The organism is Microbispora sp. NPDC046933 (genome assembly GCF_040644635.1).
Classification (GTDB): domain Bacteria; phylum Actinomycetota; class Actinomycetes; order Streptosporangiales; family Streptosporangiaceae; genus Microbispora.
Map to the genome: position 1 here is coordinate 13516 of NZ_JBEYWW010000048.1, position 14312 is coordinate 27827.

14 protein-coding genes are annotated in these 14312 nt (G+C 72.3%); 4 read left to right on the forward strand and 10 right to left on the reverse strand.

The annotated features are described in order from the left end of the window. Positions 1 to 60: 60 nt before the first annotated feature. The gene (locus ABZ857_RS39575; protein ID WP_357054611.1) at positions 61 to 1191 is read right to left on the reverse strand and encodes a Xaa-Pro peptidase family protein; all 1131 of its coding nucleotides are present in this window, start codon (positions 1189 to 1191) and stop codon (positions 61 to 63) included. Positions 1192 to 1409: 218 nt separating this feature from the next. On the opposite strand from ABZ857_RS39575, the gene ABZ857_RS39580 reads away from it, so the two are divergent. Genes ABZ857_RS39580 through ABZ857_RS39590 form a run of 3 tightly spaced genes read left to right on the forward strand, consistent with a single transcriptional unit; the run spans position 1410 to position 4734 of the window. Further along, positions 1410 to 2342: a PP2C family protein-serine/threonine phosphatase gene (locus ABZ857_RS39580; RefSeq protein WP_357054504.1), complete on the forward strand. Its 933-nt coding sequence runs from the start codon at positions 1410 to 1412 to the stop codon at positions 2340 to 2342. A 25-nt stretch (positions 2343 to 2367) separates the two neighbouring features. Then, positions 2368 to 3258 carry a 5'-3' exonuclease gene (locus ABZ857_RS39585; RefSeq protein ID WP_357054614.1) on the forward strand — a complete coding sequence of 297 codons (891 nt, stop codon included), beginning with the start codon at positions 2368 to 2370 and terminating at the stop codon, positions 3256 to 3258. Positions 3259 to 3306: 48 nt separating this feature from the next. Next, complete coding sequence (locus tag ABZ857_RS39590; protein ID WP_357054506.1) at positions 3307 to 4734, forward strand: RNB domain-containing ribonuclease; 1428 nt, start codon at positions 3307 to 3309, stop codon at positions 4732 to 4734. 37 nt (positions 4735 to 4771) lie between these two features. Here ABZ857_RS39590 and ABZ857_RS39595 read toward each other — a convergent pair whose 3' ends face one another. The 8 genes from ABZ857_RS39595 to ABZ857_RS39630 all read right to left on the reverse strand — a co-directional run bounded on the left by ABZ857_RS39595 (position 4772) and on the right by ABZ857_RS39630 (position 12755). Then, complete coding sequence (locus ABZ857_RS39595) at positions 4772 to 5578, reverse strand: enoyl-CoA hydratase/isomerase family protein (protein ID WP_357054509.1); 807 nt, start codon at positions 5576 to 5578, stop codon at positions 4772 to 4774. Between the two features lie 34 nt (positions 5579 to 5612). After that, positions 5613 to 8330: a DEAD/DEAH box helicase gene (locus tag ABZ857_RS39600; RefSeq protein ID WP_357054511.1), complete on the reverse strand. Its 2718-nt coding sequence runs from the start codon at positions 8328 to 8330 to the stop codon at positions 5613 to 5615. Between the two features lie 79 nt (positions 8331 to 8409). Next, positions 8410 to 9309: a YegS/Rv2252/BmrU family lipid kinase gene (locus tag ABZ857_RS39605; RefSeq protein ID WP_357054514.1), complete on the reverse strand. Its 900-nt coding sequence runs from the start codon at positions 9307 to 9309 to the stop codon at positions 8410 to 8412. A gap of 48 nt (positions 9310 to 9357) precedes the next feature. Further along, positions 9358 to 10224 carry a twin-arginine translocase subunit TatC gene (gene tatC / locus ABZ857_RS39610; protein WP_357054517.1) on the reverse strand — a complete coding sequence of 289 codons (867 nt, stop codon included), beginning with the start codon at positions 10222 to 10224 and terminating at the stop codon, positions 9358 to 9360. 43 nt (positions 10225 to 10267) lie between these two features. After that, entirely contained in the window at positions 10268 to 10591 is a 324-nt protein-coding gene (gene tatA, locus ABZ857_RS39615) for a Sec-independent protein translocase subunit TatA (protein ID WP_357054520.1), read from the reverse strand. Positions 10592 to 10705: 114 nt separating this feature from the next. Beyond that, positions 10706 to 10849, reverse strand: coding sequence for a hypothetical protein (locus ABZ857_RS39620; protein WP_357054523.1), 144 nt, complete (start codon positions 10847 to 10849; stop codon positions 10706 to 10708). A gap of 17 nt (positions 10850 to 10866) precedes the next feature. Then, a complete protein-coding gene (locus ABZ857_RS39625) occupies positions 10867 to 11817 on the reverse strand; it encodes a WYL domain-containing protein (protein ID WP_239109250.1) in 951 nt (316 codons plus the stop codon). Beyond that, the gene (locus ABZ857_RS39630) at positions 11814 to 12755 is read right to left on the reverse strand and encodes a WYL domain-containing protein (RefSeq protein WP_357054526.1); all 942 of its coding nucleotides are present in this window, start codon (positions 12753 to 12755) and stop codon (positions 11814 to 11816) included. Before ABZ857_RS39630 ends, ABZ857_RS39625 begins: the two co-directional genes overlap by 4 nt. Before the next feature lie 40 nt (positions 12756 to 12795). Here ABZ857_RS39630 and ABZ857_RS39635 point away from each other — a divergent pair, with 40 nt between their 5' ends. Next, positions 12796 to 13881, forward strand: a complete 1086-nt coding sequence (locus ABZ857_RS39635; protein ID WP_357054529.1) for a DUF3866 family protein — start codon at positions 12796 to 12798, stop codon at positions 13879 to 13881. Here ABZ857_RS39635 and ABZ857_RS39640 read toward each other — a convergent pair. Then, positions 13827 to 14303, reverse strand: coding sequence for a DUF3291 domain-containing protein (locus tag ABZ857_RS39640; RefSeq protein ID WP_357054532.1), 477 nt, complete (start codon positions 14301 to 14303; stop codon positions 13827 to 13829). The genes ABZ857_RS39635 and ABZ857_RS39640 overlap by 55 nt on opposite strands. Positions 14304 to 14312 lie beyond the last annotated feature (9 nt).

Genomic DNA, 14312 nt, shown 5'->3' on the forward strand with positions numbered 1-14312 from the left:
CTTTCTCGTCGGGGGGATCTGGCGGGTCCGTCCTACCAGACCCCGCCGACAGTTCCGCGATCAGTCCACGACGACCAGGTCCCTGGTGGTGTGGTTCACCCGCTCCCCGGCGGTCTCGCCGCAGACGACGATGTCCTCGATCCGGGCGCCGTGACGGCCGGGCAGGTAGATGCCCGGCTCGACGGAGAAGGCGAATCCGGGCCGCATCTCCTCGGTGTTGCCCGCGACGATGTACGGCTCCTCGTGCGTCTCCAGACCGATGCCGTGCCCGGTGCGGTGGACGAAGTACTCGCCGTACCCCGCCTCAGCGATCACCTCACGGGCGGCGGCGTCCACCGACTCGCAGCTGACGCCGGGCCTGACGTGGGCGCAGGCGGCCTCCTGGGCGCGCTTGAGCACCTCGTAGTACGCCGCGAAGTCGGCCGGGGGCTCACCCACGCAGTAGACCCGGGTGGAGTCGGAGCAGTAGCCGCTCGGCATCGTGCCGCCGATGTCCACCACGACGGGCTCGCCGGGCCGGATGACGCGGTCGGTCAGCTCCGCGTGCGGGCTGGCGCCGTTCGGCCCCGAGCCCACGATCACGAAGTCGACCCGGGCGTGCCCCGCGTCGATGATCGCCTCCGCGATGTCCTTGCCGACCTCGCGCTCGGTGCGACCGGCCTTGAGCAACCGGGGCACCAGGGTGTGCACGGCGTCGATGGCCGCCCCCGCCTCCGCGAGCGCCGCGGCCTCGGCGGGCGACTTACGCATGCGCAGCTCGCGCAGGACGCTCCCGGCCAGCACCTGCTCGGCACCGGGCATGGCCGCGCGGAACCGCAGCGACTGCAGCGCCCACATGCGGTCGGCGAGCCCGACCCGGGCGACCGGGCCCAGACGTCGGGCCACCTCGGCGAACGGGTCGTCGGTCTCGTCCCACGCGACGAACTCGATGCCGAGCCGGGATGCGGGCGAGTGCTCGGCGGCCGGCAGCTCCAGGCGCGGCACCATCAGGAACGGCTCGCCGGACGCCGGCACGACCAGGCAGGTCAGGCGTTCCAGCGGCATCGCGTCGTAGCCGGTCACATAGCGCAGGTCGGGGCCCGGCGTCAGCAGCAGCGCGTCGAGGCCGGCGCGGTCGAGGGCCTCGCTCACTGCGGCCGGGCGGGTCGTCGGATACAGGTCGGAGGGCTCCGGGAACATCTCCGGGGACATCGTCGTCACGCGACCTAATCTAACGAGCGCAGGCCCCAGCGACCCACTCAGGTGCTCATACCACAGCAGCCACGCGGGCGAGCTTCGCGGGGCTCTGGCTTATTCCACGCCATAGAAGAAAACCAACCCCTGCGGAATGCAGGACTGCTACGCTCCGCGTCAGGGCGATCACAGAACGCCCGCACGGCAGTGCAAGAGCGGCATCGAGAGCGAGACAAATGGTCGGCGTAGTGGGCGGCGCGAGGCCGGCCCTTCCCCCCGCGGACGACCGCGACCCGGACACGACGCCCGGCGCCGCCCCCGTCGGCACCCTCACTGTTCAGGACATCGGCGGACGGCGGTGGGCGGAGCGGATCGTGACCGAGTCCAGACGGCAGCCGGCGGAGGTTCGCGAGCGGGCCGCCGAGGAGCGCCGCGTCACCCTGGCGCTGCGGGAGGCGATCCTGCCCGAGCCCGGCGCGTCGATCGACCTGCCCTACGCGCGGATCGCCGTCCGGTACGTCCCGGCGGGCCGGGCGTCGAGCCTCGGGGGCGACTGGTACGACGCCGCGCCACTGCCCGACGGGCGCATGTTCCTCGCGGTCGGCGACGTGTCGGGGCACGGCCTGCCCGCGATCGCCGAGATGGCGCAGCTGCGGCACGCGCTGCTCGGCCTGAGCATGACCGGGGCCTGCCCCGGCATGCTGCTGACGTGGCTGAACGCCCTGGTCCTCACGCGGCTGGACGACACCACCGCGACCGCCGTGTGCGGCCACTTCGATCCGGCGACCCGCCTTTTCACGTGGGCACAGGCGGGTCACCCCGCCCCGATCCTGGTGCGTCGCGGGGGCGCGCGCCAGCTCGGGGCGCCCCGGGGAGTCGTGCTCGGGGCGACGTCGAGCCTGCCGTACGGGGTGGCCGACGTCCGCCTCGAGCCCGGCGACCTGCTGCTGATGTTCACCGACGGCCTGGTCGAGCGCCGCTCCCGCGACATCGGCGCGGGGGTGTCCCTCATTGTGGAGGCGGCCGCGGCGACCGGCCTCGGCGGGGCCGGGGCGGACCTCGACGCGGGCCTCGACCGGCTGCTGGAGGCGATCGGCGGCCCCAACCCCGAGGACGACACCTGCCTGCTGGCCGTCGCGGTGACCGGAGAGGGTCCGCGGCACCCCTGACAGGCGTGACAATGGCAGGGTGCTGATGCTTCTCGACACCCCGTCGCTGTACTTCCGCGCCTTCTACGGAGTCCCGGAGTCGGTGACCTCGCCGGACGGCATGCCGGTCAACGCGGTGCGCGGGCTCCTCGACATGATCGCCACCCTGGTCCGGCAGCACTCTCCCGCCCAGATCGTGGCCTGCATGGACGCCGACTGGCGGCCGGCGTTCCGGGTGGCCGCGATCCCGTCGTACAAGGCGCACCGGGTGGCGAGCGGCGACGAGGAGGAGGTGCCGGACACGCTGGCCCCGCAGGTCCCGGTCATCGAGGAGGTCCTGGATGCGCTCGGCATCGCCCGCGTCGGCGTCGCCGGGTACGAGGCCGACGACGTGATCGGCACCTACGCGACCGCCGCGACCGCGGCCGTGGACGTCGTCACGGGCGACCGCGACCTGTTCCAGCTGGTCGACGACGAGAAGCCCTGCCGCGCCCTTTACACAGTACGGGGCATTCGTAACCTTCAGATCATCGACGAGGCGTTCGTCCGGGAGAAGTACGGCATCCCGGGCCGGGCGTACGCCGACTTCGCGACGCTGCGCGGCGACCCGAGCGACGGCCTGCCCGGCGTCGCCGGCATCGGGGAGAAGACGGCGGCGGCCCTCATCACGCGCTTCGGGTCGCTGTCCGCGTTGCTGGCCGCGCTGGACGACGGCGGCGCGGACGGCTTCCCCGCGGGCGCCCGGAACAAGCTCGCCGCCGCCCGCGACTACCTGGAGGTCGCCCCCGCCGTGGTCCGGGTGGCCCACGACGTCCCGGTCCCGGACGTCGACATCACCCTGCCCGCCGCGCCGCGCGACCCCGAGCGGCTGGTGGCGCTGTCGGAGAAGTACGGCCTGGACAGCCCGCTCAACCGCCTGCTCTCCGCATTGACCTAGGGAGGCCGTTTACAGCCTGGAATGTCCGCACTCGGGTAGGTTGATCGCGTGCCGCGCACGATGATCCACCTGAACGACACCGCGAACGGGCTTCGCGACGGGTTCGCCCGCATTCGCAGCGACTTCGACCTGCCGGACGGTTTCCCCGCCCCCGTGCGAGAGGAGGCCGAGCGGGCCGCCGCCGCCCCCGCCTTACCCCGGGACGACCGGACCGATCTCCCGCTGGTGACCATCGACCCGCCCGGCTCGATGGACCTCGATCAGGCGCTGTGCATCGAGCGGCGCGGGACGGGCTACCGCGTCTGGTACGCGATCGCCGACGTCGGGACGTTCGTCCGGCCCGGCGGGGCGATCGACGGCGAGGCGAGGATCCGCGCCGAGACCGTCTACATGGCCGACGGGCGGGTGCCGCTGCACCCGCCGGTCCTGTCGGAGGGCGCGGCCAGCCTGCTGCCCGGGCAGACCCGCCCCGCGGCGCTGTGGCGGCTCGACCTCGGCTCCGACGGGGAGATCGAGGCGGTGGACCTGCGGCGGGCCCTCGTGCGCAGCCGGGAGCGGCTCGACTACGAGACGGTCCAGGCCGCCGTGGACACCGGCCGGGCGGAGGGGACGATCGCGCTGCTCGCCGAGGTGGGGCCGCTGCGGCTGGAACGTGAGCGGGCCAGGGGCGGGCTGTCGCTGCCGACCCCCGAGCAGCAGGTGGTCCCCGACGGAAACGGCGGCTACCGGGTGGAGTTCCGCACGAACCACCCCTGTGAGGCGTGGAACGCCCAGATCTCGCTGCTCACCGGCATGGCGGCGGCCCGGATGATGCTGGACGCGGGCGTCGGGGTGCTCCGGGTCCTGCCGCAGGCCGGTCCGGAGGACGTCGGCAAGGTCCGCAGAGTCGCCGCCGCGCTCGGCGTGCCCTGGCCCGACGGCACGTCGTACGCCGAGGTCGTGCACGGGCTCGACCCGAAGATCCCCGGCCACGCCGCCTTCCTGCACGAGTCCACGGTGCTGCTGCGCGGCGCGGCCTACGTCGCCCTCGACGGTTCGGCACCCGCGCAGGTGCTGCACGCCGCCCTGGGGGCGCCGTACGCGCACGTCACCGCGCCGCTGCGGCGGCTGGTCGACCGATACGGCACCGAGGTCTGCCTGGCCGTGGCCGCCGGCCGCACGGTCGCCGAGGAGGTCGCGCGGGCGCTGCCCGAGCTGCCGGAGCAGATGGCCGCGGGCGGCAGGCGGGCCGGCGCGGTGGAGCGGGCCTGCGTGGACCTGGTCGAGGCGGCCGTGCTGCGGCCCAGGATCGGCGAGGTCTTCGAGGCGGTCGTCATCGACGTCACCGACGGCAAACCGGGCGGGCAGGTGCAGGTCGCCGAGCCCGCCGTCATCGCCCGCTGCGACGGCGACCGCCTGCCGCTCGGCGAGCGCGTCCCCGTACGGCTCACGCGCGCCGACCCCGCCACCCGCGAGGTCCGCTTCACCGCCGCCTGAGGGGTCCCCGCAGCGGCAGGAAAGCCGCGGCAGCCTCTCAGCGGCCCGCCGCGGCCAGCAACTGGTGGGCGTACGCCTCCCGGAGGTCCTCGACGATCCGCCGCTGCCACGATCGCCGGACGACCGTCCGGGTCAGCCGCCGGGCGGCCCTGGGCGTGGCGGCGACGGCCGCCGCGATCTCCCAGGCGCGGGCCATGAGCCGGTCGTGCGGCAGGACCTCGTTGACCAGCCCCCACCGCAGCGCGGTCTCGGCGTCGATCCGCTCTCCCGTGTACGCCAGATAGGCGGCCCGCTTGGCGCCGAGCAGTTCCCGCAGAACGAGGTGCATGCCGTCGCCCGGAACCGACCCGGCGGCGAAGTTGCCGTCACCGATCACGGTGTCGTCGGCGCACAGGGTGATGTCGCACATCAGGGCCAGCTCCTGGCGCGGCCCGGGCCCGTTCAGCACGCCGATCACGGGGATGTCGACGTCGAAGGCGAGCCGCTCCAGCGGCTTGACGCCGTCGGAGTACTGCTCGTACAGGACGTCGGCCGGCCATTCGGAGACGGGCTCGGCGAAGGACCGGGGGTCGAATCCGCCGATCCATCGCCCGCCAGTGCCGGTAATGATCAGCACCTCGTTGTCCCGGTCGGCGCCGACGTCCCGCAGCACCTGTCCCCAGGCGTTGAGCAGGCCGCGGGAGAAGACCGCGGGTCCACCGCCCGTGTGCATCCGAACCTCGGCGATCCCCGCTTCCCTCCGGATGACGAAATGCTCGCGGTACCTGGTCGCGTAGTCGTCGAGCTTCGGATGCGCGACGAAGCCGCCGAGACGGCGGTCGCGGTCGTCCAGAGTGTCGCTCACGATGTTCCCTTCACAGCGTCGACGCTCCCGGGGATCAGCTGACGGAGGAGTAGGCGACGACCCCGCGGCGCATGGCGTCGATGGCCTTGACGGCGTTCTCTGCGACCTTGCTCCCCTTGGGCGCGGCGTCCCTCAGCTGGCCGAGCAGGTCGAGCAGCTGCTTGACCCAACGGACGAAGTCGCCCGCCGCGAGATCGCAGTCGGTCAGCACGGCGTCGAGGCTGTGGCCCTTGGCCCAGCGGAAGGCAGCCCAGGCGAAGCCCACGTCGGGCTCGCGGACGAACGACAGGCCGTGGTCCTCCTCGATCCCCTCCAGCTCGCCCCACAGCCGCACCATCTCCCCGAGCGCCTCGCGCGTGGCCCCGGCCGGGATCTTGGGGCTGCGGACGTCGTCGGCCTGCCGCGACTCGTACACCAGCGACGACACGCACGCGGCCAGCTCGGCGGGGTCGAGGCGGTTCCACACGCCCGCGCGCAGGCACTCGGCCGTGAGCAGATCCAGCTCCGTGTAGAGCGAGGCGAGCCTGCGGCCCTGTTCCGTGACGGTCTCGCCGTCCAGGTAGCCGAGCTGGTCCAGCACGCCGCAGACCCGGTCGAAGGTCCGGGCGATGACGTGGGAGCGCCCCTCTACCCGGCGGCGCAGCCCCTCGGTCTCCCTGAGCAGCTTGTGGTAGCGCTCGGCCCAGCGGGCGTGGTTCTCGCGCTCGTCGCAGCCGTGGCAGGGGTGCTGGCGCAGCTCCCGCCGCAGGCGCGTGACCTCCTCGTCCTCCGCGGCGTGGTCGCGCGCCCGCGGCGGCTTGCCGAGGTCGCGGTCGCCCAGCTTCGCGTGCACGGTGGAGACGAGGTTGGCCCGTTCCTTCGGCGAGCGCGGGTTGAAGCCCTTCGGGATCCTGACCTTGTCGACCGGTTCGACCGGCACCGGGAAGTCGGCCGCCGACAGGCGCTTGACCTGCTTGCCGATGGTCAGCACGAGCGGCGCGGGGCCGTCGTGCCCGCGGCCGTTGACGCCGGGGTCGAGCACGACCGCGATGCCCGCGCGGCGGCCGCCCGGCACCCGGATGACGTCGCCGGGCTTGAGCACCTCCAGGGACTGCACGGCCTGCGCGCGGCGGGCCGCCCCCCGCTGGCGCGACAGCTCTGCCTCGCGGTCCGACAGCCGCCTGCGCATCGCGGCGTACTCCTCGAAGTCGCCGAGGTGGCAGGTCATGGCCTCGGCGTAGCCTTCCAGGGCCTGCTCCGCCTTGCGGAGCTGGCGGGCCAGCCCGACCACGGCGCGGTCGGCCTGGAACTGGGCGAAGGAGTCCTCAAGCAGGGTCCGCGCCCGCTCCCGTCCGACCTGGCCGACGAGGTTGACCGCCATGTTGTACGACGGCTTGAAGCTGGAGCGCAGCGGATAGGTGCGGGTGCCGGCGAGACCGGCGACGGCGAGGGGATCCATCCCCGGCTGCCAGACCACCACCGCGTGGCCCTCGATGTCGATGCCGCGCCGCCCGGCCCGGCCGGTGAGCTGGGTGTACTCCCCTGGGGTCAGGTCGGCGTGGGTCTCGCCGTTCCACTTGTCGAGCTTCTCGATCACCACGGACCTGGCCGGCATGTTGATGCCGAGCGCCAGGGTCTCGGTCGCGAAGACCGCCTTCACCAGCCCCTTGGTGAACAGCTCCTCCACGACCTCCTTGAACGCCGGGAGCATGCCCGCGTGGTGGGCGGCCAGGCCGCGCTCCAGGCAGTCGCGCCATTCGAGGTAGCCGAGCACCGCGAGGTCCTCGTCGGGCAGGTGCGCGGTCCGCTCGTCCACGATCTGGCGGATCTCGTGGCTCTCGGCCTCCGTGGTGAGGCGCAGCCCCGAGTAGAGGCACTGCATGACGGCGGCGTCGCAGCCGTTCCTGGAGAAGATGAAGGTGATCGCCGGCAGCAGGCCCTCGGCGTCGAGCTTCTCGATCACGTCCGACCGGCTCGGCGTCGTGCCCCGGCCGGGCCGCGAGTAGCCCCGCCTGCCCCTGGCCTGGGCCAGCCGCATCTCGTCGCGGGCGATCCGCATGAGGGACGGGTTGACCCGCAGGGTGCCGTCGCCCTCGTCGACGAACAGGTCGTACATTCTGTTGCCGACCAGCATGTGCTGCCACAGCGGGACCGGCCGGTGCTCGTCCACGATGACCGTCGTGTCGCCGCGTACCTCGCCCAGCCACTCGCCGAACTCCTCGGCGTTGCTGACCGTGGCCGACAGTGCCACCACCCGCACCGACTCGGGCAGGTGGATGATGACCTCTTCCCAGACCGCGCCGCGGAACCGGTCGGCCAGGTAGTGGACCTCGTCCATCACCACGTACGCCAGGCCGGTCAGCGTGTTCGAGCCCGCGTACAGCATGTTGCGCAGGACCTCGGTGGTCATGACCACGATCGGGGCCTCGCCGTTGACGCTGTTGTCGCCGGTCAGCAGGCCGACCTTACGCGCGCCGTACCGCCTTACCAGGTCGTTGTACTTCTGGTTGGACAACGCCTTGATCGGCGTCGTGTAGAAGCACTTGCGGCCCTGCTCCAGCGCCAGGTGGACGGCGAACTCCCCCACCACGGTCTTGCCCGACCCGGTCGGCGCGGCCACCAGCACGCCGTCCCCGGCCTCCAGCGCCTGACAGGCGTCGATCTGGAACTCGTCGAGCTCGAAGTCGTAAAGTTCGCGGAACGAGGCGAGAGCGGGTCCGGCTCCGGACTGCCCCTCACGGAAGGCGGCATAGCGTTCCGCTGGCGTACTCATACCGTCAACCCTACCGATAACGGGATTCCGGGCGTCCGTCATCGGTGATCATTTTACGCGGCCGCCTTTACGCCGTAGATCAGCCTCGTCGATCAGGGGCCAGGACCCGCAGCGCTCCCGGTTCGACGGCGCAGGTCAGCGGGGCCGGGCCGGCCCGCTCGCCGTCGGCGTACGCGACGACAGTGTCTGCGTCCAGGGCCTCGATCTCCACCCGCCGGGCCCGCCGCAGCGTCACGGCCGGATGCCCGGTGTGGCTGCCCCGGTAGACGCGGGGGAACGTGCGCAGGAACTCGCCCTTGGGCACGGCCCCGAGCACGAGCACGTCGAGCAGGCCGTCGTCGGGCCGGGCGTCCGGGCACACCCGCATCCCGGCGCCGTACGACCGGGTGTTGGCCACCGCCACCAGCATCGCCTCGCGCTCGGCGGCCTCCCCGTCGAGGGTGATCCGGAACGGGATCGGCGTGAAGGACCGCAGCTCGTGCACGAGCGCGACCAGGTACTTCGCCATTCCGGGCGGCCAGGTCATGCCGTTGGCCCGCTCGTTGACGCGGGAGTCGAACCCGCAGGCGAGGACGCCGGCGAACCACTCCCCGGTGCCCAGCCTGGCCGCGTCGACCACCCGGCAGTCGCCCGCGGTCACGATGTCCGCCGCGGCGAGCGGATCCTTACGCGGGATGCCGAGGGCGTCGGCGATGTCGTTGCCGGTCCCGGCGGGCACGATTCCGAGCGGCACGGCCGTCCCGGCCACGGCCTGCACGGCCAGGTGGACCAGGCCGTCGCCGCCGAAGGCGACGAGCGCGCGTGGCCCGGCGGCGACGGCCGCGCGGGCCCGGCCGAGGGCGTCCGCCGCCGAGATCCCCACGATCACCGAGACCGGGCGGCCGCCCGCCCGCAGCCGCCGGAGCACCGGGTCGAGCAGGCGCAGCGTACGGCCGCCGCGGGCGGCGGGGTTCACCAGGACGACGATCTCATCGGCCATACGCGGAACCTACCGCCGCCCACCAGGCGGCACCAGAGGGATGTTGTCTCAGTCCCTCACGTCGACCGAGCCCGCCGTGCCCTCGGCGGCGGACGGCCCGTCGAGCTCCTCCTCGATGGCCCGCGCGTGCGCCGCGTCGGCGGCGTCGCGCTTCTTGTCGTGGAAGTACATGAACGCCTCCGCGACGAAGAACAGAGCGACCATCGGGAGTGCCAGCGCCAGCATGGTGACGGGGTCCTGGCTCGGCGTCGCGACGGCCGCGAAGACGAACATCAGGAACACGACCATGCGGGTGTGCTTGGACACCGTCTTGAACCGGAGCACCCCGATGACGTTGAGGAACACGAGCAACAACGGCATCAGGAAGGACACGCCGAAGATGATCAGCATCGCGAGGGCGAAGCTAAGGTACTCGTTGATGCTCACCAGTGTCAGCGTGCCCTCGGGGGCGAAGCCGAGCAGCAGTGACAGGCCCTTGTCCATCGTGACGTAGGCGAGGGCCGAGCCGGCGGTGAACAGCGGTACGGAGAGCCCGAGGAACGCCATGGTGTAGCGGCGCTCGTTCTGGTACAGGCCCGGGGTCACGAACGCCCAGATCTGGTAGATCCAGAACACGGCCGAGACCACCACGCCGAAGATCACGGCGACCTTGAGGTTGACGAAGAACGAGTCGAAGACCCCGTTCACCACCAGCGTGCACTGGTCCTTGTTGATCTGGTGGGCCTGCGGCAGCCGGCAGTACGGCTGCTTGAGGAAGTTCCAGATGGGCTCGAAGTAGATGAACCCGACGGCGGTCCCGACGACCACCGCCAGAATGGCCTTGATCAGCCGGTTGCGCAGCTCGCGGATGTGCTCCATGAGCGTCATCCGCCCGTCCTCCGGCGTGACGGGAGTCGACCGTTTCAGCAGCGCCATCTAGCTCGTCCTGGGTTCATTGGGGGTGAGAGGCGGCGGGTGCCTAGCTGGAGCGCTGCTCGTTCTGCGAGCTCACCGGCTGCTGGCTCTCACGCAGCTTCCGGTTCTCCTCCTCCAGCGCACGCAGCCGCTCCTCGACGGACGGGGTGGCCGGCGGGATCTGCGCCGCCGGCGGAGCGACGGGCTCGGCCTGCGCCTTGACCGTCTGCCGCGCCTCGTCCTCCTCGCTCATCTTGCTGGTTTCCTTCTTGAACATGCGCAGCGACTGCCCCAGGGCCTTCGCGGTGTCCGGGAGCTTCTTGGCGCCGAAAAGAAGGATCAGAACCAGGAGGATCAGAATCCATTCCATGGGTCCGAGGTTGGGCATGTCATGTCCTTACCGCGAGGGCCGTGGGTACTACCCCCCGATCGTACGCGCACCGCACGCCAAAGTTCACCTGTCCTCGGGCTTCAAAATCACATCAATCGTGCGCAAAGTCCCCTATTCGGGCACTCCGAGCCGCCCCTTGGCCCGCTTGACCTCGGCATGCAGGTCCCGCGCCGCGGCGAGCACCCGGGCGGCGGGCCACGCGAGGACGGCGAGCCCGGCCACGGCCACCGCGGACAGGGCGAAGATCCATGTCATGCCGGTCCTTCTTCAGGTCAGACGGTCTCGTAGTTGGCCAGAGCCTGCTTGGCGGTGGCCGTGACCCGCTCGGCCAGGGACGCCGGGGACAGCACCCGGCCGCTGTCACCCAGCCGGAGCGCGAGCCGTACCAGCCAGGACTGGTCGCGGGCCCGCAGCGAGACGCGCAGACGGCCCTCGCCCAGCTCGGCGACCTCCTCGCAGGGGTAGTACTCCGCCACCCAGCGGCCCGCCGGGGTCAGCTCCAGCTCCACCAGCTCGTCGCTGTCCGACGGCCGGAACACGCCCTTGGCGACGTCCATCGGCTCGGCCTCGGCCGGCGGATCGGCCGGCACGTCGAGGACCTCGACCTCGATGATCCGGTCGAGGCGGAACATCCGCATCGCCTCGGCGCGGTAGCACCAGCCCTCCAGGTAGTGCCGCCCGTCCACGAGCACCACCCGCAGCGGGTCGACCTCCCTGGGGGTGATCTCGTCGCGCCCCGGAACGTAGTAGCGCAGCGACAGCCTGCGGCCCCTGCGGGCGGCGTCGGTGATGACGGCGTGGGCGTCCGGGGCCGCGCCGATCTCCACCTGGACCTGGCTGCTCACCGTGGCCGCGCCCTCGCCCGCCGCCTGCTCCAGCTTGGCGATGACGCGGCCGAGCACGTCGCGGCCCTGGAACTCGGGCAGCTCGTCGAGCATGCGCAGCGCGACGAGCAGCGCGCTCGCCTCGTCCACGCCGAGCTTGAGCGGCCGGGCGATCGCCTCGGCGTTGTCGATGAGGATCTCGCCGCCGTCCCACGAGACGTCGATCAGGTCGCCGGGCGTGTGCCCGGGCAGGCCGCACATCCAGACGAGCTGGAGATCGTCGATGAGCTGCTTTTCCGACAGGCCGAACAGCCGCGCCACCTCGGGCACCTGCGCGCCCGGATGCGACATCAGGTACGGCACGAGCGCCAGCAGCCGCGGCAGCCGGTCCGAGCTCACTGCAACGCCCCCTTCAGACGGCGGATCACGGCCTCGCGCGCGTCCGGCGGGTCCAGCACGACGGCGTCAGGGCCGAGGCTGGCCAGCCACCCGGCCAGCCGTTCCGGGTCGGCGAAGGTCACCTCGGCCTCGTCCCACTCTCCCGGCCCGGTACGCACGGCCTGGGCGGCGTGCCGGAGGCCGAGGCAGGTGCCCTTGCGCACGCGCACCAGCGCGACCCGCTCGTTCGGCAGCTCCTGGTAGCCCACCATGGCCCGCAGGTCCAGCCCCTCGGGCACGGTGAACGCCCCCGGCCGCCCGAGCGTGGACACGGCACCGGTGATCCGGCTCAGCCGGAAGACGCGGGCGGCGCCGCGGTCGCGGTCGTGCCCGACCAGATACCACCGGCCGCGCCTGCTGACGACCCCCCACGGCTCGACCGTCCGCCGCAGCACCGACTCGCTGCCGGCCGACCGGTAGCCGAAGGCGACCGCGCGCCGGTCCCGCACGGCCTCCCACAGGGCGGGGAACGCCGGGTCGCGGGTGTCGACCCGCAGTTCCAGGGGGCTTTCCGCGAGGTCGGCGTACACGCCGCCGGCCGTGAGCTTCAGCAGCGCCCCGCTGGCCGCCTCCGCGAGACTCGCCCGCTGCCACACCTGTGCCGCCAGGCCGATGACGGCGGCCTCGTCGGGCTCCAGCGTGATCTCGGGCAGCTCGTACGCCTCGCGCACGATCCGGTAGCCGGGGTCGTCCTCCCAGGGGTCCTTGTGGACCTCGATGGGGATGCCGATCTCGCGCAGCTCGTTCTTGTCGCGCTCGAACATGCGCTGGAAGGCCTCGTCGTTGTCCGGGTCGTACCCGGGGACGGCCTGCCGGATCTGCTCCGCGCTCAACGGCCGCCGCGTCGCGAGCAGGCAGATAACCAGGTTGAGCAGCCGCTCGGTCTTCCGCCGCGACATCCGGGCCTCCCTTCCCGTGGAGAACGCTACCCTTTTCGGCGTGATCAGATGGCGCAAGGGCGAGGTGGTGCGGGTCCGGCGCGAGTGGCCGGGGGCGGTGGAACTCGACGTCGCCGTCGCCGAGGGCGAGTGCCGGGCGCTCGCCTATCCCCCGCTGGTGGGACGCCCTGAAGTGGGCGACACCGTGCTGCTCAACACGACCGCCCTCGCCATGGGTCTCGGTACGGGAGGGTACGCCATGGTGGTGGCCGTCCCGGACCGTTTACCGCAAGATCCTTCCGGCCCCGGTCACCTGGTGAAAGCACGCTACACCCCGTTGCAGGCCACCGTGCTCGGCGCGGACGAGCAGGGGTCCCCGCACCACGAGGCGCTGCGGGAGGCCGACTCGGTCGGCGGGATGCCCGTGGTGGTCGCCGACCTGCACTCCGCCCTGCCCGCGATCCTGTGCGGTCTGTACGCGGACTCCCCGGGGATCGCGGACTCCCCGGGGATCAGGGTGGCGTACGTGATGCAGGACGGCGGTGCGCTGCCGGCCTGGTTCTCGATGTCCTGCGCGGCGCTGCGCGAGCGCGACTGGCTGTGCGGGGTGGTGACGACCGGCCAGTCCTTCGGCGGGGACGTCGAGGCGGTCACGCTCCACACCGGCCTGCTCGCCGCCCGCCACGTGCTCGGCGCCGACGTCGCCGTGGTCGCGCAGGGGCCGGGCAACCTCGGCACCGGCACCCGCTGGGGCTTCTCCGGCGTCGCCGCGGGCGAGGCCGTGAACGCCGCCGCCGTGCTGGCGGGGCGGCCGGTGGCCGCGCTGCGGGTCAGCGAGGGCGACCGCCGCGAGCGGCACGTCGGGGTGTCGCACCACTCGCTCACCGCGTACGGCCGGGTCGCGCTGGCCCCGGCCCAGGTCGTCGTGCCGGACCTGCCCGGCGCGTTCGGGGCGGCCGTGCGTGAGCAGGCCGCGGCCCTCGCCGACCGGCACGAGATCGTCACGGTGCCGGTGGACGGCCTGCACGAGGCGCTCAAGGCGTCACCGGTGCGGCTGTCCACCATGGGCCGCGGCCTGGATGAGGATCTGGCCTACTTCGTGACCTCCGCCGCCGCCGGGAGGCACGCGGCGTCACTGCTGTCGTAGAAATCCTTGAACGTGAACGCCTCCGGCCCCGGCCCCTGGGTCCGGAGGAGGTCCAGGCGCGCCATGGCCTCGTCGAGTGGCGGCAGGTGGCCCTCGGGCACCCACCACATCACCGTGTACGGCTCGGCGATCCGGTGGAACCACTCCCGGCGGCGCCGCATCACCTCCAGATGGGCGCTGCGGTAGATGAAGTTCCACAACGTGTCGCGGGACTCCCAGACCGAGAGGTTCACGACCAGCATCGGCCCGTAGTCGTGCTGGATCAGGTCCGTGGGCTCATCGCCCTCCTTCATGCGCCAGACGAAGCCGGGCGCGGCGTCCGACACCTGGTAGATCGGTCCCAGAGCGGCGAGGAAGTCCGCCAGCGCGGGGGAGTCGAGGGGTTCCCTGAGATGGGCGACGTTGAGCTGGGCGAGATGCATGCCCCGATT

Excerpts from the sequence above, each read along its gene's own strand:
- ABZ857_RS39575 (WP_357054611.1), bottom strand. The coding sequence starts at position 1,191 with ATGTCCCCGGAGATGTTCCCGGAGCCCTCCGACCTGTATCCGACGACC.
- ABZ857_RS39580 (WP_357054504.1), top strand. The coding sequence starts at position 1,410 with ATGGTCGGCGTAGTGGGCGGCGCGAGGCCGGCCCTTCCCCCCGCGGAC.
- ABZ857_RS39585 (WP_357054614.1), top strand. The coding sequence starts at position 2,368 with ATGCTTCTCGACACCCCGTCGCTGTACTTCCGCGCCTTCTACGGAGTC.
- ABZ857_RS39600 (WP_357054511.1), bottom strand. The coding sequence starts at position 8,330 with ATGAGTACGCCAGCGGAACGCTATGCCGCCTTCCGTGAGGGGCAGTCC.
- ABZ857_RS39605 (WP_357054514.1), bottom strand. The coding sequence starts at position 9,309 with ATGGCCGATGAGATCGTCGTCCTGGTGAACCCCGCCGCCCGCGGCGGC.
- tatC (WP_357054517.1), bottom strand. The coding sequence starts at position 10,224 with ATGGCGCTGCTGAAACGGTCGACTCCCGTCACGCCGGAGGACGGGCGG.
- tatA (WP_357054520.1), bottom strand. The coding sequence starts at position 10,591 with ATGCCCAACCTCGGACCCATGGAATGGATTCTGATCCTCCTGGTTCTG.
- ABZ857_RS39620 (WP_357054523.1), bottom strand. The coding sequence starts at position 10,849 with ATGACATGGATCTTCGCCCTGTCCGCGGTGGCCGTGGCCGGGCTCGCC.
- ABZ857_RS39630 (WP_357054526.1), bottom strand. The coding sequence starts at position 12,755 with ATGTCGCGGCGGAAGACCGAGCGGCTGCTCAACCTGGTTATCTGCCTG.
- ABZ857_RS39640 (WP_357054532.1), bottom strand. The coding sequence starts at position 14,303 with ATGCATCTCGCCCAGCTCAACGTCGCCCATCTCAGGGAACCCCTCGAC.